Annotated in this window: 16 protein-coding genes; 14 read left to right on the plus strand and 2 right to left on the minus strand. The window is 53.2% G+C overall.

The genetic code is table 11. The features are described 5' to 3' along the window. The first annotated feature begins 88 nt into the window (after window positions 1–88). The 8 genes from Abin_RS11705 to cas2e all read left to right on the plus strand — a co-directional run bounded on the left by Abin_RS11705 (window position 89) and on the right by cas2e (window position 9,020). Window positions 89–2,806 carry a CRISPR-associated helicase/endonuclease Cas3 gene (locus tag Abin_RS11705; protein ID WP_048847303.1) on the plus strand — a complete coding sequence of 906 codons (2,718 nt, stop codon included), beginning with the start codon at window positions 89–91 and terminating at the stop codon, window positions 2,804–2,806. 173 nt (window positions 2,807–2,979) lie between these two features. Next, window positions 2,980–4,620 (plus strand): type I-E CRISPR-associated protein Cse1/CasA, encoded by a 1,641-nt coding sequence (gene casA, locus Abin_RS11710; RefSeq protein ID WP_048847305.1) that lies wholly within the window; start codon window positions 2,980–2,982, stop codon window positions 4,618–4,620. Continuing rightward, complete coding sequence (gene casB, locus Abin_RS11715) at window positions 4,620–5,174, plus strand: type I-E CRISPR-associated protein Cse2/CasB (RefSeq protein ID WP_048847146.1); 555 nt, start codon at window positions 4,620–4,622, stop codon at window positions 5,172–5,174. The genes casA and casB overlap by 1 nt, the downstream gene beginning before the upstream one ends. A gap of 18 nt (window positions 5,175–5,192) precedes the next feature. Continuing rightward, window positions 5,193–6,251, plus strand: a complete 1,059-nt coding sequence (gene cas7e, locus Abin_RS11720; RefSeq protein WP_048847148.1) for a type I-E CRISPR-associated protein Cas7/Cse4/CasC — start codon at window positions 5,193–5,195, stop codon at window positions 6,249–6,251. Between the two features lie 5 nt (window positions 6,252–6,256). Beyond that, on the plus strand, window positions 6,257–7,039 hold the full coding sequence (gene cas5e / locus Abin_RS11725; RefSeq protein WP_048847308.1) for a type I-E CRISPR-associated protein Cas5/CasD: 783 nt from the start codon (window positions 6,257–6,259) through the stop codon (window positions 7,037–7,039). Further along, window positions 7,036–7,725 (plus strand): type I-E CRISPR-associated protein Cas6/Cse3/CasE, encoded by a 690-nt coding sequence (gene cas6e, locus Abin_RS11730; RefSeq protein WP_048847150.1) that lies wholly within the window; start codon window positions 7,036–7,038, stop codon window positions 7,723–7,725. The genes cas5e and cas6e overlap by 4 nt, the downstream gene beginning before the upstream one ends. Window positions 7,726–7,738: 13 nt before the next feature. Then, window positions 7,739–8,698, plus strand: a complete 960-nt coding sequence (gene cas1e, locus Abin_RS11735) for a type I-E CRISPR-associated endonuclease Cas1e (protein WP_048847152.1) — start codon at window positions 7,739–7,741, stop codon at window positions 8,696–8,698. After that, window positions 8,679–9,020, plus strand: a complete 342-nt coding sequence (gene cas2e / locus Abin_RS11740; RefSeq protein ID WP_048847153.1) for a type I-E CRISPR-associated endoribonuclease Cas2e — start codon at window positions 8,679–8,681, stop codon at window positions 9,018–9,020. The genes cas1e and cas2e overlap by 20 nt, the downstream gene beginning before the upstream one ends. A 318-nt stretch (window positions 9,021–9,338) precedes the next feature. Here the strand turns inward: cas2e and Abin_RS11745 are convergent, their stop codons facing one another. Further along, window positions 9,339–10,082 carry a class I SAM-dependent methyltransferase gene (locus tag Abin_RS11745; protein ID WP_048847154.1) on the minus strand — a complete coding sequence of 248 codons (744 nt, stop codon included), beginning with the start codon at window positions 10,080–10,082 and terminating at the stop codon, window positions 9,339–9,341. A gap of 98 nt (window positions 10,083–10,180) precedes the next feature. Here Abin_RS11745 and Abin_RS11750 point away from each other — a divergent pair, with 98 nt between their 5' ends. Beyond that, on the plus strand, window positions 10,181–10,957 hold the full coding sequence (locus Abin_RS11750; RefSeq protein WP_048847309.1) for a glycosyltransferase family 2 protein: 777 nt from the start codon (window positions 10,181–10,183) through the stop codon (window positions 10,955–10,957). Here Abin_RS11750 and Abin_RS11755 read toward each other — a convergent pair. Next, window positions 10,869–11,486: a COG4648 family protein gene (locus Abin_RS11755; RefSeq protein ID WP_048847156.1), complete on the minus strand. Its 618-nt coding sequence runs from the start codon at window positions 11,484–11,486 to the stop codon at window positions 10,869–10,871. The genes Abin_RS11750 and Abin_RS11755 overlap by 89 nt on opposite strands. Before the next feature lie 91 nt (window positions 11,487–11,577). Here Abin_RS11755 and Abin_RS11760 point away from each other — a divergent pair, with 91 nt between their 5' ends. From Abin_RS11760 to Abin_RS11780, 5 genes are read left to right on the plus strand one after another with little or no spacing between them, the layout of a single operon-like run. Then, window positions 11,578–11,868, plus strand: coding sequence for a phosphopantetheine-binding protein (locus Abin_RS11760; protein WP_048847158.1), 291 nt, complete (start codon window positions 11,578–11,580; stop codon window positions 11,866–11,868). Between the two features lie 18 nt (window positions 11,869–11,886). Then, a complete protein-coding gene (locus tag Abin_RS11765; protein ID WP_158319916.1) occupies window positions 11,887–13,530 on the plus strand; it encodes an AMP-binding protein in 1,644 nt (547 codons plus the stop codon). Further along, a complete protein-coding gene (locus tag Abin_RS11770) occupies window positions 13,520–14,422 on the plus strand; it encodes an LpxL/LpxP family acyltransferase (RefSeq protein ID WP_048847161.1) in 903 nt (300 codons plus the stop codon). The genes Abin_RS11765 and Abin_RS11770 overlap by 11 nt, the downstream gene beginning before the upstream one ends. Beyond that, window positions 14,419–14,994, plus strand: a complete 576-nt coding sequence (locus Abin_RS11775; RefSeq protein ID WP_048847163.1) for a LolA-related protein — start codon at window positions 14,419–14,421, stop codon at window positions 14,992–14,994. Before Abin_RS11770 ends, Abin_RS11775 begins: the two co-directional genes overlap by 4 nt. Next, window positions 14,991–17,312, plus strand: coding sequence for an MMPL family transporter (locus Abin_RS11780; RefSeq protein ID WP_255319332.1), 2,322 nt, complete (start codon window positions 14,991–14,993; stop codon window positions 17,310–17,312). The genes Abin_RS11775 and Abin_RS11780 overlap by 4 nt, the downstream gene beginning before the upstream one ends. Window positions 17,313–17,323 lie beyond the last annotated feature (11 nt).

The raw sequence follows: 17,323 nt of genomic DNA on the forward strand, positions 1-17,323 counted from the left end.
CGACACAACAAGGTTTGGGTCAGCAAAATGTCACGAGAAAATTTCAGCACTGTAGCCTCTTTCAACGTCCATAATGGCTGAAGCTAAAATGAACAAAACGGATGCGCTCCGGTATTTTTGGGGTAAAGCACACCCTGAAAACCAGATGCAGGCTTCAGATTCTTCTACTCTCATGCATCCGCTTATCGCTCATGTGTTAGATGTCGCTGCTGTGGCTATCTTGTTGCCCGGTAGTGACCGACTGGGGCTTGATAATCGACAGTTGGGGATGCTGATAGCGCTCCATGACATTGGCAAGCTTATGCCATCATTTCAGAAAAAAGTACCGGCATGCTGGCCAAAGCAAGGCTTAGGTTCTTATTCTGAAAATTATATAGAATCACGTCATGATGCTGATGGCTTTCTGTTGCTTAGTTATTTTTGTGCAGAGGCTCTTGATTCTTTGTTCAAAAATTCAGATGACGCGCAACTGGACTGGTTAGAGAGTGAAAAAGACCAGTTATGGCGTGCGGTAGCGGGGCATCATGGAAAGCCTGCTGCCTGCGATTGGGACAAAAGAAAACAGGACCCCAGCTTCAAATTTATAGCGCCATATGCTCAACAGTTTATTCAAATTCTCCTGAAAGTCTTTAATCCGCCTGCCCTTCCATTATTTCACTCTCCCGATTGTTTGCGCCGATTAGAATGGCAATTAGCGGGGTTAACCAATCAGGCTGACTGGATAGGCTCCCAAAAAACATGGTTTCCATATGTGACGCCGGATGCCGTGATGGATGCGACAGCTTATTTCTGGAATCATGCTCTGCCACATGCACAGAAGGCAATTTTACAAGCAGGGCTTGGCCCTGTTGAGGTTGCTTCTTTCCAAGGAATAGAACGACTTTTCTCCCATATCCAAAAGCCATCACCGGTACAGGACGTTATGCAATCTGTGGCCTTACCTGATGGTCCGGCATTAGTGATTATCGAGGACATGACGGGGTCTGGCAAAACAGAAGCCGCGTTGGTTACGGCCCACCGATTGATGGCATCCGGGCGCGCTTCTGGATTGTTCGTTGCGCTTCCAACTATGGCCACTGCACATGCCATGTATGATCGGTTGGTTGAGGCTTATCGGAATCTTTTCCTCCCTTCTTCGCGTCCATCGCTTGCTCTAGCGCATAGCCGTGCTTTGTTGGACGAGCGGTTTGTGTCTGTTCTGGCCCCAGATGACGCTCTGGATGTGACATTTATCCCAGACGATAGAGCCAGCGCCGCAGAAATTTGTTGTTCGGCGTGGTTAGGTCGTGACTCCCGAAGGGCTCTTTTGGCTCAAGTAGGTGTGGGGACCATTGATCAAGCTCTTATGGCTGTCCTGCCTGTCAAATTTGCTACAATGCGTCAGGCAGGGCTAGCGGGGAAAGTTCTTCTCGTTGACGAATGCCACGCATATGATTCTTATATGCAAGAAGAAATGGCAGCACTTTTACGCTTTCATGCGGCTATGGGTGGTTCGGCCATTTTATTGTCTGCTACATTAACCGGGGCTGTGCGTCAAAAGTTGACAACGGCTTTTCAGGATGGGTTACGCATACAAGAAACTGCGACTTTATCAAGCGCGGCATACCCTTTAGTGACACTCGTTGGGGCAGAAAATGTTCTGGAATTACCGTGCAATGCGCGGGACGAACTAAAACGAACAGTTGCCGTTCACCTGATCTCAGATGAAGCCTCTGTCGTTCACATCATAAAGGATGCTGCTGCTAAAAATGCTGCGGTCGCATGGGTTCGTAACAGCGTAGATGACGTTATTGCCTCTGCTCAGGCTCTGACGACAGACAGTATTAAACCCATTGTGTTTCACGCGCGCTTTGCCATGATTGATCGCCTGGCAATAGAGCGTGAAGTGCTCAGGCGGTTTGGTGCCAAGAGCAGTGAGGCCGACAGAGCGGCGGTCTTGATTGCAAGTCCTGTTTTACAGGAATCGTTAGATATAGATTTCGATGTTTTATGTACAGATATTGCTCCAATGGACCTGGTTATTCAGCGTGCTGGCCGTTTGCAACGGCATAAAAGAAATAAGCGCCCGATAGAAAGTGAAGAACTTTATATTTTATCACCAGTTACTGAAAAAAATGTAGATAAAAACTGGATTAGTCATTTTTTGCCAAAAACTGCCGGTGTTTATAGAAATGCTGCGTTATTGTGGCGTACGGCAGATGTTTTGAAACACGAAAAAGAAATAAAAAGCCCCGAAAACATAAGATATTTAATAGAGCAGGCTGCCGATCTGTCTGATGTGCCTGAAGCATTAATGGGGGATAGAAACAGCGCCGAAGGAAGAGGTCGTGCGGAAAAAGGTTTGGCGATGCAGAATGTTCTGAATTATGAGGCCGGCTATGCGCCAGACGTAGCTTTGTGGGAGTCTGATATTCGTACTCCTACCCGGTTGGAAGATGAACCTCATGTCACGGTGCGGCTTGCTATTATAGAAGGACAGACTGTTCGTCCTTGGGCTGCGTTCATAGACAGTTCCTTGGAGACCCAACACCAGCAGAAACGAGCTTGGGCGCTATCAGAAGTGTCTGTACGTCGTAAACAACTGGCTCACTGTCTCATACCGCCGGAAGCTAAAGAGGCGGCTTCAAGGGCGCGTAGTGTTTGGTCATGGTGGGAACGTGAAGCAGAGGATCAGTTTCTGTTGCTGCTTTTGACCCCAAATGAATCGGGTTGGCAGGGTTCTGGACGTAATGGGAAAGGACAAGATGTTGTGATTCAATATGATCAGTTATATGGTTTGCAAATCTTCCCAGCGATATCGGGATGAACCGTCTTAAGTAGTCTGTGTGGCGACTGGACTGTTTCTGTTCCCTGCTTCGGCAGGGATTTGAATATCCCAATGAATAAGTCTTATGTAGTATATGTTATCAGAAAAATGATTGCGTAACTCAGAGTGGTAAGTCATCGTATCTTTGGTTGTTTGCTCTAGGTGGCCTTTTCATGACTGATGATAAGCCCTTCAATCTACTTTTAGACCCATGGTTGCCTGTTTCACGGCGGTCGGGTGAAGCAAGCGTTATTCGCCCAGCCCAGATTGTAGAAGATATAAAAGACAATCCTATTGTCGGGTTTATGTGGCCCAGAGCTGATTTCCGAGTGGCGTCTTTTGAATTTTTGATTGGTCTATTGGCGACAGCCTGTCCCCCTGAAACCCATAGAGCGTGGGTGCAGAATTGGTTAAAGCCTCCGTCAGTGGAACAACTGGACGAAGCCTTTGCGAAAATTGCCGATGCTTTTTGGTTAGATGGCCTTCAGGCGCGTTTCTTGCAGGATTATGATACCCTGCAAAGTGACTCGGAATATGCAGAGCGTCTTCTGATTGATGCCCCAGGCGAAAGCACGGTAAAGCGAAATGCTGATCTGTTCGTGCATCGTGGCCAGGTTGAGCGTATGGCGCGTTCAACTGCGGCAATTGCTCTTTTTACCCTTCAATCTTGGGCTCCCAGCGGTGGGGCCGGGAACATGACAGGTTTGCGTGGCGGTGGCCCGCTTACCACGTTGGTTCTGCCTGAAGAAAGAGGAAGCCTGTGGCGTATTGTCTGGGCGAATGTGCCGAATGGAAGTGCAATAAAAAACGCTGATAAAACAAAAGTTTTTCCATGGCTGGCCCCGACTGTTGCATCAGGAAAAGACGGAACAGATGTGCGCATTTCTGAAAATGCACATCCATTACAGTGTTGGTGGGGTATGCCACGCCGAATCAGGCTGGTGTTCGAAAAAAATAATGATCAGGTCTGTGATCTTACCGGGCAGTCAGATACGGTTTTGGTAACAGGCTGGCAGCAAAGGCCGTATGGTCCGAAATATGCTGGCTGGATAGGAATGCCGTATGGCGCAGGCACAGTTCATCCTCTGACCCCGCGTTATCAACAGAAGACTGGGGCAGAATGGTTGGCAATTCATCCTCAGCCCGGTGGCATCGGTTACAGACATTGGGCTGGTATTGTTGTTGAAAGCGCCGATGGCAACAAATTGCCAGCCAGTTGTGTCGTAACGTGGCGAAACGAAAGGGCCAGAGACGTTCGTCTTTCTCAGGCTCCCCGTTTGCTTGCTGCCGGGTATGACATGGATAATATGAAAGCGCGCGGTTTTATTGAAAGCGAGATGCCGTTGTTTGATGCTCAAGACATTGAACGACAAAAAAATATCGACATTCTGGCCCGAGACTGTGTGGGGGCCGCGACGCAGATTGCAGATTTACTGCGTAGCTCTGTGCGGGAAGCCCTGTTTGGGAAAGCAACAGTATCAGTTGACGTGACGCTTCTTGCTAATCTTCGTGAACGGTTTTGGGAACAAACGGAGTCAGATTTTTTTGCCATCTTGCACGAAGCGGTTACGACAAGTGATGATGTGGCTTTGAAAACAAAATGGTTTCGCATTCTTGCCCACGCTGCTCTGCGTGAATTTGATCTGACTGTTACATTAGAGCCTGAAACAACCATGCAAGATGCAAAACGGTTTTCGGCTGCCCGTAAGCGTTTGAGTATTGCTGTCGCAGGGAAAGGGACAGAGGGCAAAAAAATCATGAATGGTCTGGGACTTCCTGTTTTAACTGATAAAAAGACGGAAAAAATTGTCTGATGCTTACCAGAAAGGAAACGTCCCGTGTGGCGGTGACATGGTGGCAGGGATTGCAACCTGATCCTGACAAAAATCAGCAGGGTGATCGTGCTGCATTGGCGCGCCTTAGGCGGTGTTCAACGATAACAGAGCTGCTGTTTGAGCGTGAAACGCAGCTATTTTTACATAAATGCGGTGCGACCAGTGGTTCTGCATTTTCGCGGGCGGCATTGGTTGCGGGTGTTCTGGCGTATGTCAGGGCAAACCGGGTTGGTGTTCCTGTTGCACGTCAAATTGGCCCTGTAGAGGCTGATGATGAAAAAACAGCCCTATGCAAGCCTCTACGGTTCAGAAAGCTGCTGGATACAGAAAGCTATGATGACTGTCTTCGTGCTTTTCGGCGGCTTGTCATGTTGGCAGGTGGTGCAGTGAATGTTGCGGATATGGCGTTTGCACTTATGGCATGGCCGCGTGAAGAATCTCAGGATGAACTTGCAGCAGACAGAGTAAGGCGTGACTGGGTTTATCGTTACTGGAATACTGCCACTTTGGAAAAACCATCTGATAATCAGTAATATAAAAGGATTATTATCATGAGCCGTTTTTTGCAGCTTCACCTTTTGACATTCTACCCGCCATCAAACGTGAATCGTGATGATGCTGGCAACCCCAAGACAGCGACAGTTGGCGGGGTGACGCGGTTACGTATTTCTTCGCAGGCGTTGAAACGTGCGTGGCGTACATCGGATATTTTTTCATCTGCTTTGGCCGGTCATGAGGGAAAACGCACCCAGCGTCTGGGGGAGGAAATTCTGAAGCATCTTTTACAAAAAGGTGTGGATGAAAAAAAGGCAACATCCATAGCGCGTGAGATTGCGGGTGTGTATGGAAAGGTAAAGGCGGAAAAAGACCAGAACCCGACACGTACGGAACAGCTTGTTTTTATTTCTCCATCCGAACACGCTGCCGCTATTGCTATGGCAGACCGGCTTGCAGCAGGGGAAAAAGTGGATGTGAAGAAAGAGCAGGAGAGCTTGCTGCACCGGTCAGACTCAGCGGCGGATATTGCGTTGTTCGGGCGGATGCTGGCGGGGGCGCCAGCGTTTAATCGGGAAGCGGCCGTGCAGGTAGCCCACGCTATCACAACCCATCGGGTGACGGTGGAAGACGATTATTATACCGCTATTGATGACCTGAAACAGGATGAAGAAGACGCAGGCGCAGGTTTTCTGGGGGAAGCCGGATTTGGGTCTGGCGTGTTTTATCTTTATCTGTGCGTTAATCGTGATCTGTTAAAGAAAAACCTTGGCGATAAAAGCGAAACTAGCGTGGCCGAAGCCGCACTAGGGGCTTTGGTTGAAGCAGCAATGACCGTTTCTCCGTCAGGCAAGCAGAATAGTTATGCTGCCCTGGCGCGTGCCGGGTATGTCTTGGCAGAAAAAGGAAATGCGCAGCCCCGTACACTGGCGGGTGCTTTTGCACGGCCTATTGCGGGTCAGGATTTAATGCAGCAATCTATTGCAGATTTGAAAAACTTCCGCGCTGAACTAACACGCGTTTACGGTGAAGGGGCCGAGGATGTTTGTGAAATGGCGCTAGGGGATGAAAAAAGCGCGACACTGGCAGATATTGTCGCCTTTTGTCGGGCCTGAACCCCATGGGGCAATTCCTAACCTTTGCCATGGTAGCCCCTATGGCATCGTTCGGGACGCTTGCTGTTGGTGAGCGCCGGGATGGTAGTGATAGGCCCGCCCGCTCTGCCGTGCTGGGGTTGGTGGGGGCGTGTCTTGGTCTGACACGGGATGATGAAGACGCCCAGAAAGATCTGGCGCATCAGTATGGCTTGGCTGTTTTATGCCACGCGTCCGGTCGATTGCTGACTGATTACCATACAACGCAAACAGCACCCGCGCGCCGCAACTGGACCCCGGCAACACGCGCACAGGAACTGGCGGACGCACCGGGAGAGATTGCAACCATCCTGTCCCGCAGGGATTACCGCATGGGAAGCTGGCATCTGGGTGTGCTGTGGGTGCGGGCTGATATGCCCCGCTGGTCATTGGACAGCATAAAAATGGCTATGCAACAGCCGGTTTTTTCACCGTCATTAGGGCGTAAATCTTGCCCACCGGGTTTGCCATTGGCTCCAGATATCCAGAGTGCAGACAACGCCATTACTGCCGTTCTAGACCGCTATAAACACGGACCGGAGCAAAGTGTGCAGACCCGTTTTGGCTTGTTCAAAAATCACCTGACCGGCCCAGACACACAAACGGATGTAGTGGTGGTTATGGATACAGCAGATGTTGCGGCGCACGGGGGTAACTACCCGGTCGTGCGTCATGAAATGCGCCGTGATCAACCGCTTTCACGCACACGCTGGCAATTTGGCTTGCGGGAAGAAGCGATGCTTCTTTGCAAAAAGGATATCGCGATATGAGTGCCGGGTTTCTCTCTCGTATCTCCTTACGGCAAGATGCGTCTGTTCAGGCTATAGCCCGGCTTCTTGTGCCGCAGGGGGAGAGCAACCAGCACAAAGCAGCACATCACCTGTTATGGGTTTTGTTTGGTGATACGCCAGACCGGAAAAGGGATTTTCTGTGGCGTCAGACTGACCCTGGCTGTTTTTTGGTTTTATCAGCCCGAGAACCCGTTGATACGCATGGGTTGTTCGATATTGAAAGTCAGGTTTTTGCGCCACGCCTGAAAGATGGCAGCCGATTGGGGTTCATGCTGCGTGCCAATGCAACACTTGACCGGAAGTGTGAAGGGCGTGCCCGCAGCAAACGTCATGATATTGTTATGGATGCGCTCTATCACATTCCCAAAGAGCAGCGAGCCCATGCGCGTGATGGTGTAGTGCAGCAAGCCATTACATCCTGGCTTCTGCGGCAGGGGCAGCGTACCGGGTTTGCGTTGCAGCCTGATGCTCTTTCCGTGCAGGGGTGTGATGTGCTGCGTGTGGCGCGTGAAGCGGGGCAAGGCAAGGCAACATTTGGCGTGGTCAATGTTACTGGTGCGCTGTGTGTTACAGACCCGGCGCTGTTTGTTCCTGCGTTGATGCATGGTTTTGGCCGGGCCAAGGCGTTTGGGTGCGGGCTTATGCTCATTCGTCGCGCTTTGTAAAAGGATAAGATGGATGTCGCGTCCTTTGCCTGGGTTGCCCCCACCGCGCCCTATTCCGTTAAAGGAGCGTTCGTCCATTCTGTTTGTCGCAATGGGCCAGCTTGATGTGCTTGATGGCGCGTTTGTGTTGGTCGATCAAAACGGTATTCGCACCCATATTCCCATAGGTGGCTTGGCCTGCCTGATGCTTGAACCCGGCACACGTGTCAGTCATGCGGCTGCTGCATTGGCTGCTCGGGCTGGTACATTATTGATTTGGGTAGGGGAGGCCGGGGTGCGGTTATACGCATCGGGCCAGCCCGGTGGCGCGCGAGCAGACAGACTTTTGTTTCAGGCCCGTCTTGCGCTTGATGAAACAGCGCGGCTGAATGTTGTACGCAAAATGTATGCCCTTCGTTTTGCGGAAGACGCACCCGAAAAACGGTCAGTTGATCAGTTGCGGGGGATTGAGGGCGCGCGTGTGCGCGAAACCTATCGGCTTTTAGCCAAATCATGCGGGGCCGAGTGGGATGGTCGGCGTTATGACCCGCACGAATGGGATACAGCAAATGTTGTAAACCGTTGTCTTTCCGCAGCCACGGCGGCACTGTATGGCATTACAGAAGCCGCTATTCTGGCGGCTGGTTATGCGCCCGCTATCGGGTTTCTGCATACAGGAAAACCCCAAAGCTTTGTTTATGACATTGCAGATATTGTAAAGTTTGAAGTCGTGGTGCCTGAAGCCTTTCGGGTTGCGGCTGCAGTACAACGTGACCGGCCGTTGGAGGGACAGAGAATAGCAGACCCTGTTGCTGCTGTGCGGCATCGGTGCAGGGACCAGTTCCGCAAGACCAATATTCTGGCACGCCTTATTCCGTTGATTGAAGACGTCCTTCTGGCTGGTGGCGCAGAACCACCGCCTGCACAGCCCGAAGCAATGCCTGTGGCCTTTGCTGACCCGAAAGGACTGGGTGATGCTGGTCATCGTGGTTGAAAACGCGCCGCCGCGTTTGCGGGGGCGGCTGGCAGTCTGGCTGCTGGAGGTCCGGGCTGGCGTTTACATAGGCAGCTACGGACGCCGAGTGCGTGAAATGATTTGGGGACAGGTCTGCGCCTATATAGAAGATGGAAACGGTGTCATTGCCTGGGCCGCCCCGAATGATGCGGGTTTTGAATTTGATACATGTGGCAAAAACCGCCGTGTCCCAGTTGATCTGGATGGACTGCGACTAGTTGCTTTTGACCCCGAAGCTGCATTGCCAGCCCAACAGGGCCCAGCCACAACCATACTTCCCCGCCGACGCGGAAGAGGGTAGAATACAGCCTGCGTAATCGGTAGTTTCTTTGACAACAAAATAATCCTTTGAAATCAACTCTTTCCAGAAAGAGTGTTCCCCGCACACGCGGGGATGAACCGATAAGCGGAAGCCAGCCAAAAATGGCAAAAGCGTGTTCCCCGCACACGCGGGGATGAACCGGCCATGTCAGACGCTTTCCGATCCGTGATGCGGTGTTCCCCGCACACGCGGGGATGAACCGACCGGCCAGAAATGGAGGGGCTGTGCGATTTTGTGTTCCCCGCATATGCGGGGAAATAAATACAGTTAGAACGTGAAAGCCACGTTAGCGTTCATCTATGATGCTTTTGTTGCCATATAGGCGTGAAAGACACCGAATGAGGTGTGTTTGCGGACGTTTGAAAATCCGGCCTGTTTCAGGTTCTGAAGAATCTGGTCAGGGGGGATGCACTGTTCGATAGTATCCCAGTAATAGGCCATCAGAGTGCGGCTTTCGCGGGATGCGGTAACGCCAGACAGGAAGGGCACTACTTTTCCCAAGTAAAAGCGCAGAAACGCTTGCACCGCAGGGGAACGGGCGCGACCGATTTCAAGAATAAGCATGTTACCGCCGGGTTTCAGAACCTTCAGATACCCCGTGAATGTTGCGTTCAGATCCCGAACATGACGCAGGGCATACCCCATGCTGAGCATATCCATGCTGTTATCGGCAAAAGGCAGGGCTTGCGCATCGGCCTGCACAACCTGAATGGGCAGTTTGCTTCGGCATTCTGCTAACATACCTGCACTCATATCCAGCCCGATAATATTGGCCGGGTCAGTCAATGTTGCGGCTTCCCGTGCCACCAGCCCGGTGCCGGTTGCAACATCCAGCAGTCTATGTCCCTGCTGTAGGCCTGCCATGCGCAGCATCCATCTGCGGTACCATTTGCCTGACCCCAAAGAAAAAATGCTGTTGATACGGTCATAATAACGCGCCGTCCGATCAAAAATAGACCGAACAAAAACCACGCGCTCGCTGCCGTTCTCATAATAGGCCGGTAATACAGGGTGTGGGGGGCAGGGGGTTTTATCGGACATGAAAAAGATCGCTTCTCAAAGGCTTGGTGTTTGGGTCATATCGTAATTACGATAGACGGAACAGTCTTGTTCCTGTGTTGTTGGAGTTATCTTCTGCCATGTCTGGCGCTTTTCGCTGTATTGTCCTGATTCCGTCCTATAATTCAGGAGAATTACTGCACCGTACAGTGGCCGAAGTTCTGACCGTATGGCCCGAGGTGGTTGTGGTGAGTGACGGCAGTCAGGACGGCAGCCAGCATGCGCTTGATGACCTGTTGCCACACCATGCGGGCTTGCACCTTGTGCGTCTGCAACGCAACGGGGGGAAAGGGCGGGCGGTTTTATATGGTGCACAATGGGCTGCGCAGGCAGGTTTCACCCATATCCTGACAATGGATGCAGATGGTCAGCATCCGGCACGTTCTCTGCCAGAGTTCATGGCAGAAAGCCGACAGAACCCACAGGCCATGATTTTGGGAAAACCGGTTTTTGGGCCGGATGCACCTGCTCTGCGTGTCTGGGGACGAAAACTTTCAAACGGATTGGTGTGGCTTGAAACGGCGGGGGCGGTCAAAGACTGCCTGTTCGGGTTTCGCGTTTATCCTCTGCCGCCCTTTTTACAGGCTATGCAGAAATCCCGCTTTATGCGCGGGTTTGACTTTGACCCGGAAATAGCCGTGCGGCTGGTGTGGATCGGTGTTGCTGCCGTCAATAAACCAGCTCCCGTGCAGTATCTGGAGAAATCTGACGGTGGCATTTCCCATTTTCAGTATGGCAGAGACAATGCTCGTCTGACATTTATGCATATCAGACTGTTTCTGACGTGGCTTTGGCGGATGTTTTGCGGAAAGCGGAAACCGTTTCTTTCAACGAAACATGATCAAAATTGCGGATGACAAGGCGTCTGACACAGGCTTCAATCACCATGATGCCGGCTGCACATCCAAACGTGCCGCCCGATAATGGCCAGCGCCATGCCCCATAGGGGCCAGTGAACGCCAACACGGCAGGGGCCAGCAGTGCAAGCGCAAAAAATGCGGCCCAGAACATCGTCAAATATCGCGTATAACGGGCAATATCTGCTCGCAATGGTCCATGCACCTGCTGCGCGACCCGTGAAATTAGCGGAGAGCCGGATGGAAGCAGGGAGTAGGCGAACGTACCCAATAAGGCCCCAAGCGGCACAATATACAGAAGAATAGCATCGGCAGTGCGTGCCTGTTGCGGCGCATAAATCGCTAAAACACAGAAAAAAACTGTGGCGCAGGTAACAGGCAGACCGTGTCCCATCAAAAGGGTGAGCGCGGCGCCTTGCAGTATAAAAATAATAGTAACGCTTGGGTCTTTTAAGGCGAAGAAATCAGGAACATGTGCAAGAATAAGTGAGAGAAAAAATAGCGCTATGCCCACAGTTTTTTTTGGCATTGCTCTGCTTCTGTTATGGCACGGCTTTTCTGTGCGAAGTGTTTGTGTTAGCTGATCCATTCGATCTGCATTTTAAAGATGAGATTAGGCTGTGAATACGACGAGTTCTTCCGCATCGCAAACCCCTTTTGAGCACGAAGTGGCTGAACGGCTGGTCGAGGCATTGCAGCTTGAAGTCACGGCAGATGAAATTGAGCCAGAAGCCCCTTTGTTTGGGGAAGGTCTGGGGCTTGATTCCATTGACGCCCTTGAAATTTCCCTGCTGGTTGGGCGTGATTACGGTGTAACCCTGCGGTCTGATAATCCGGATAACAAACAGATTTTCAGCTCCCTACGGGCATTGTGCCAGTATGTGCAGGCAAACCGTTCTTCTGCCGGGTAATCTCTTTTGTATAAGGGTGTGGGTGATCAGACCTGGCCAGACCTGTCCTTGGTCTATGCGCCAGAGCGCGTGGTTTTTGTAACCGCAACAGGCCCGGTTACGGGGCATACATTTTTGCAGGCGGCCCATCATCTGGCAGAAAACCTGCCAGATCAGCCGGTTGTGCCGGTCTGTGCCGATGTCTTTCATTTCACCCTGCTTTTCGCAGCGGCCCTGATAAAGGGTCATTATGTGCTGCTCTCAAGTGATCGTTCACCAACGCGGCTTGCTCATCTGGCGCAGCAGCATAACGCCACCTGCGTCACTTTGGCAGGAGATCCGGAAGCTCCGCAGTTGCCTGATGGCGGCACGGCCTTGAATGTTGACCTCGAACCACCCGCCGCTTCCAATCTGAAGGAAAACAGTGATTTTAATCCCGTCATAGAGGCGCAACGTCTGGTTGCTGTTGTGTTTACATCGGGCAGTACGGGGCAGCCTGTCGGGCATAAAAAATATTGGGGTGGGCTGGTAACCAGAAGCGTCACAGCCCGTGTCCTGCTTGACCCGGAAGCCCAGCCTGCATCGATGGTGGGCACGGTGCCGCCTTATCATATGTATGGTTTTGAAACATTGGTGCTGCAAACGCTGAACACCCGTGTCAAAACCATTGCGGGTTCCGGTCCCTACCCGGCAGACTGGGTTGCTCGGCTGGAACAAGCGTCGGCGCCGCGTATTCTGGTCACAACCCCTTTGCAACTTCGGGGGCTAGTCAAGTCGGGTTTGCAACCCCCTGCCGTGCGCCGTGTTGTGTCAGCATCCGCCCCCTTGCCTGAAAAGCTGGCCGAAGAAGCCGAGCGTTTTCTGAAGACGGACGTGACTGAAATTTATGGTTCCACCGAAACTGGTTCCGTTGCCATTCGGCGTACCTTAAGCGGCCCGTATTGGACGTGGTATCGGGATATTACGTTACAAACGATGGCTGACGGGCGAGTCGAACTGTCTGCCCCCGGCGTGTTGAGCTACGTTCTGGCAGACTTCATAGAAACGGGCACGAACGGAACGTTCCAGCTTCTGGGCCGAGTTACAGATCTGCTGAAACTGGGGGGCAAGCGGGGTTCATTGGCGGCGCTTAACGCAGTGCTGAATAATCTGCCGGGCGTGGAGGACGGGGCGTTTCTGCCGCCAGACATGTCAGGCGTGGACCCACAGGCGCGCATGCAGGCTTTTGTTGTGGCCCCCACAGTGTCCGCTGACAGTCTGTTGCAGGCGTTGCGGCAGCTTATAGACCCGGTTTTTCTGCCACGTCGTATTGTGCAGGTTGCCGCATTACCCCGCAATGCTGTGGGAAAGCTGACCTTGCAGGCATTACGTGACTTAGCGGCAACGCAAAACGCGGAAGAGGAAATTGGCACAGTGACGGTGCCGCATGATCATCCCTGTCTTGCGGGCCACTTTCCGGAGCAGCCGGTTGTTCCCGGCGTTCTGCTGCTGGACGCCGCGTACGCTCTGCTGCCGGATGCTAACTTTCAGTTTGATATGGTCAAATTTTTGCACCCTGTTTTCCCCGAACAACCCGTGGTGTTTTCGATCCGGCGGGCCGGGGTGTCTCTGCGTCTGACGGCGGAGTGTCTGGGCAAGACAGTATTGCGTGCGGTGCTAAAGGCGCGACCCGTTGAAAACTGAAACTGATCAGCGGTGGGTGGTACCAGAACGCGGCAATCGGGTCGCCATGGGGCTGGCAATCTGGCTGGCAAAGCGCCTTGGCTGGCGGCGGCTGCAGTTTTTACTATGGCCAATAGCGGTCTATTTTTTTGTTTGTCATGCTGCGGCGCGGCGCGCTTCGCGGGTATATCTGTCCCGTATCTTGCGTAAACGGGCAGGTCATCGACAGGTTGTACGGCATTTTCACACGTTTGCCCAAGCAGTTCTGGATAGACTGTTTTTTCTGATGGCCCCCCAGACCATGCCCGCTGTCAGGTGCTCCGGGCGGGATGCGTTTTTGCGTATTATGGAGCAAGGGCAGGGCTGTCTGCTGCTGGGTGCGCATATCGGGTCATTTGAGGCGCTGCGGGCTCTTGGACGAGATCATGCTATTACATTGAAGATGTTGATGTATCGCTCCAACCTTGGGGGCGCGACACAGGTTCTTGAAGCGCTTGATCCGTCCTATCAGAACACCATTATTCCCATAGGTCAGCCAGAGACCATGTTGCAGGTGGCAGAAAGCCTGCAACAGGGGCATGTTATCGGCATTCTAGGGGATCGGTCACCGGATACAGGCCGCACTGTAACGGTGCCGTTTCTGGGGAAGGATATTTTTCTGCCCGAAGGCCCCTATCGCTTGGCTTTGGCAACGGGTGTGCCCATCCTCCTTCTCTGCGCCACCCGCGGGCGCGATGGAGCGTATGAGGTCCGGTTCGAACCATTTAACGTGCCCTATCCAACCAGCAGAAAAGACCGCCCGCAGTTTGTTCAGGACGCCGCAGAACGCTACGCCCGCTGGATGCAGGAACAATGTGCGAAAGCCCCGTTCTCCTGGTTTAATTTTTATGATTACTGGAAAGAACTGCCATGAAGCGTTTTGCAGTCCTCTTGCTTTGTGGTGGATTTTTTACGGTTGCGCCACAGGCCCACTGTGAAACCGTTCCGGATGATTTGGCCACCCAGATTGTGACACATCTGGGCAGCGTTTCTGAACGGACAGAGCATTTTCATGAAACGCGAGAACTTGGTGTTCTGACGCATCCGCTCCTGTCATCAGGTGTGCTGGTATTCAGGCATCCGGCATTTCTGGAAAAAGAAACACTGTCGCCTCGCCCTGAAACGTTGGTGATTGATGGTGATACCGTATCAGTCCAGCGGGGCGGGCATGTGCGGCATATTCTTCTGGCCCAAAACCCTGCTTTAGCGTTGCTGGCCACAACGCTTCGTGCGCCGCTGGCAGGAAACATGGCGGCCTTGCGGCAAGCCTACACCGTAACCGCGCAAGGCGACATGGGGGCATGGACGCTGACCATGACCCCTCTATCTGAACAGGCACATAAAATGGTGCGTCAGGTGGTGCTGTCTGGCCGTAATAATGCCGTAGAAAGCCTTAAGGTTATTCAGGCTAACGGCGATAGACAAACTCTGATGATAGACCATTGACCCGTCCCGCAAGACCTCATTTTCTGGCCGCGGCCCTTGCGCTGTCGGCCTTGCTGGCTGCTGTTGTGATGTGGGCCATACCCCTGCGGTTGGATATGGCAGGCTTTCTGCCAAAAGGGCACGATGACGGAACCCGCTTTCTTCTGCGCGAAGTGCAGGAAGGGGTTGCTGGCACGGTTGTAATGCTGGGTATTGAAGGCGCGCCAGAGCCAGAACTGGCCCGCCTTAGCCTTGGTCTTCAGAAGGCTCTTTCTGGCGATCCGCAGTTTGTTTCTGTTATGAACGGCGTCTTTTCCGTCCAGCAAACGCAGGGGCTGCACAACGCCATGATGGCGCATCGCTATCAGCTTGCGCCCGATGCATCGACGCGTGATTTCAGCCCACAGGCACTCGAACAGGCGTTTGACACGGTGCTGGATGGCTTGGGCTCCAGCGCCGGGTCTGTATTTTCAGACATGCTTTTGCGTGACCCGACAAAGGCTTTTCTCAATGCGGTGCAGGCGCTGGAACCAGACGTACAGGTGCGTATGCAGCATGGCGTGTGGTTTGCCTCAGACCAGCCCCGTGCTTTGCTGCTGTTACGTACCACAGCACCGGGGATGGATCTCGTCAGGCAAAAAGCTGTGCAGCAGACACTGCAATCTGCTTTTGCGGGGCTGCACCCGGGGGCAGCCCGTTTGTTGATGAGCGGCCCGTCCATTTTCGCGGTTAGAAGCGCAAGTGGCATGCGTGCGGATATGGACCTTATGGCCCTGTGCTCCATCCTTATGGTGGCGGGTGTGCTGTATTGGCGGTTTCGCTCGCTCTGGGTGCTGGCGGCGATCGGGGTTCCGTTTTTCCTGTCTATCAGCGTTGCCATGGTGGTGGTGCGGCTGGTGTTTGGCTACGTGCATGGCATTGCCTTGGGGTTTGGTATGACCATGCTGGGGGTGGCGCTAGATTACCCTGTGCTGCTGATAGGCCACCGTGACAGGGGTGAGGGACCAGAGGCCACATTGCACCGGATAGGCCATAGCCTGCGGCTTGGTGTGACTACCGCCATTCTGGGGCTGACCGGTATGATATTCTGCGGGTTGCCGGGGCTGGCGCAGTTGGGCACATTCGCCGCTGTTGGGTTGATGGTGGCCGCGTGTGTAACGCTTTACCTGATGCCTCGTCTGGTTGTGGCGGCAGACCTTGCTCCTTCGGTCAGCGGCCCATCGCGCAAGCTGGTGCGGGCCGAGACAGTGCGTCGCTATCGTGTGTTCTGTCTCGTGCCAGTGCTCATAAGTGTGTTCTGGCTTTGGCAGCATCCTTTGACGCTGGATACCCGGCTGGCAGCCCTTAGCCCCATACCGGAACAGGCACACCTGCTGGATGATGCACTGCGGCATGAACTGGGCGTGCCAGATGCGTCATTAATGTTGGCCGTGTCCGCCCCCAGTGCCCAAGCTGTTCTGGAGCGTGAGGAAACATTGGCAAGTGTATGGACGCGTTTGCAGCAACAGGGGGCGTTATCAGGAGTGCAGGATGCGGCCCGTCTGCTGCCCTCCATGAAGACCCAGCGTCACCGTGTTGCATCCCTTCCTTCAGTGGCAGATTTACAGAACGCGGTAGCGGAAGCACGGCAGAATCTTCCTTTCAAGCCTGATGCGTTTTCGGCCTTTGTGCATGATGTGGCGTCTGCGCGCACCCTTACGCCATTGTCCGTGCAGGATATGGCAGGCACGCCCCTTGAAGCCGCTTTGTCGCCCCTGTTGTTTGAGCGTCAGGGACAATGGTTTGGGCTGGTTTTTCCAGAACGGGTGCAAAACCGCGCAGCCATAGAGCACGCGCTGGCTGATCAGCCCAATGTGCTTGTAGTGGATATGAAGCGGGAGATAGATGGTCTGTCAGCCCATTACACAGCCCGCACGCTGCGTTGGATGCTGGTTGGGTGTGTTCTGGCTGTGGGTGTTCTGGTCTATGGCCTGCGGTCGGTCAGTAGACTGGTGCGTGTTACGGCGAGTGTAGGCGCTGCGTTGATCAGCCTGCTGGCCGTGCTTGCAGGGTTAGGGCACCCGCTAACGTTAATTCATCTGATTTCGCTGCAATTTGTGTTGGGTGTCAGCCTTGATTACGCTTTGTTTTTCGCCCGCCCCCAACTGGATGATGCCGAGCGTGCCCGCACCATGCGCACGTTGCTGACGTGCAATGCCATGACGGTGCTGACATTCGGCCTGCTGGCTACCTGCAATACTCCCCTGTTGCAGGAAATTGGTAAGACGGTGGCTCTTGGCGTCCTCTTTGCCATGGCTTATGGCTTTCTGCTGGCGGGGCAACGCCCCAAGATGGGATGAGCAGCGTTTTC

Origin of the sequence: Acetobacter indonesiensis, assembly GCF_000963945.1 — a bacterium.
Classification (GTDB): Bacteria; Pseudomonadota; Alphaproteobacteria; order Acetobacterales; family Acetobacteraceae; genus Acetobacter; species Acetobacter indonesiensis.

What these genes read in the sequence shown, in the direction of transcription:
- Abin_RS11750 (WP_048847309.1), top strand. Translation starts at nt 10,181, where the DNA reads ATGTCTGGCGCTTTTCGCTGTATTGTCCTGATTCCGTCCTATAATTCA.
- cas5e (WP_048847308.1), top strand. Translation starts at nt 6,257, where the DNA reads ATGGGGCAATTCCTAACCTTTGCCATGGTAGCCCCTATGGCATCGTTC.
- cas7e (WP_048847148.1), top strand. Translation starts at nt 5,193, where the DNA reads ATGAGCCGTTTTTTGCAGCTTCACCTTTTGACATTCTACCCGCCATCA.
- Abin_RS11745 (WP_048847154.1), bottom strand. Translation starts at nt 10,082, where the DNA reads ATGTCCGATAAAACCCCCTGCCCCCCACACCCTGTATTACCGGCCTAT.
- cas2e (WP_048847153.1), top strand. Translation starts at nt 8,679, where the DNA reads ATGCTGGTCATCGTGGTTGAAAACGCGCCGCCGCGTTTGCGGGGGCGG.
- Abin_RS11705 (WP_048847303.1), top strand. Translation starts at nt 89, where the DNA reads ATGAACAAAACGGATGCGCTCCGGTATTTTTGGGGTAAAGCACACCCT.
- casA (WP_048847305.1), top strand. Translation starts at nt 2,980, where the DNA reads ATGACTGATGATAAGCCCTTCAATCTACTTTTAGACCCATGGTTGCCT.
- Abin_RS11755 (WP_048847156.1), bottom strand. Translation starts at nt 11,486, where the DNA reads ATGCCAAAAAAAACTGTGGGCATAGCGCTATTTTTTCTCTCACTTATT.
- casB (WP_048847146.1), top strand. Translation starts at nt 4,620, where the DNA reads ATGCTTACCAGAAAGGAAACGTCCCGTGTGGCGGTGACATGGTGGCAG.
- cas1e (WP_048847152.1), top strand. Translation starts at nt 7,739, where the DNA reads ATGTCGCGTCCTTTGCCTGGGTTGCCCCCACCGCGCCCTATTCCGTTA.
- cas6e (WP_048847150.1), top strand. Translation starts at nt 7,036, where the DNA reads ATGAGTGCCGGGTTTCTCTCTCGTATCTCCTTACGGCAAGATGCGTCT.
- Abin_RS11775 (WP_048847163.1), top strand. Translation starts at nt 14,419, where the DNA reads ATGAAGCGTTTTGCAGTCCTCTTGCTTTGTGGTGGATTTTTTACGGTT.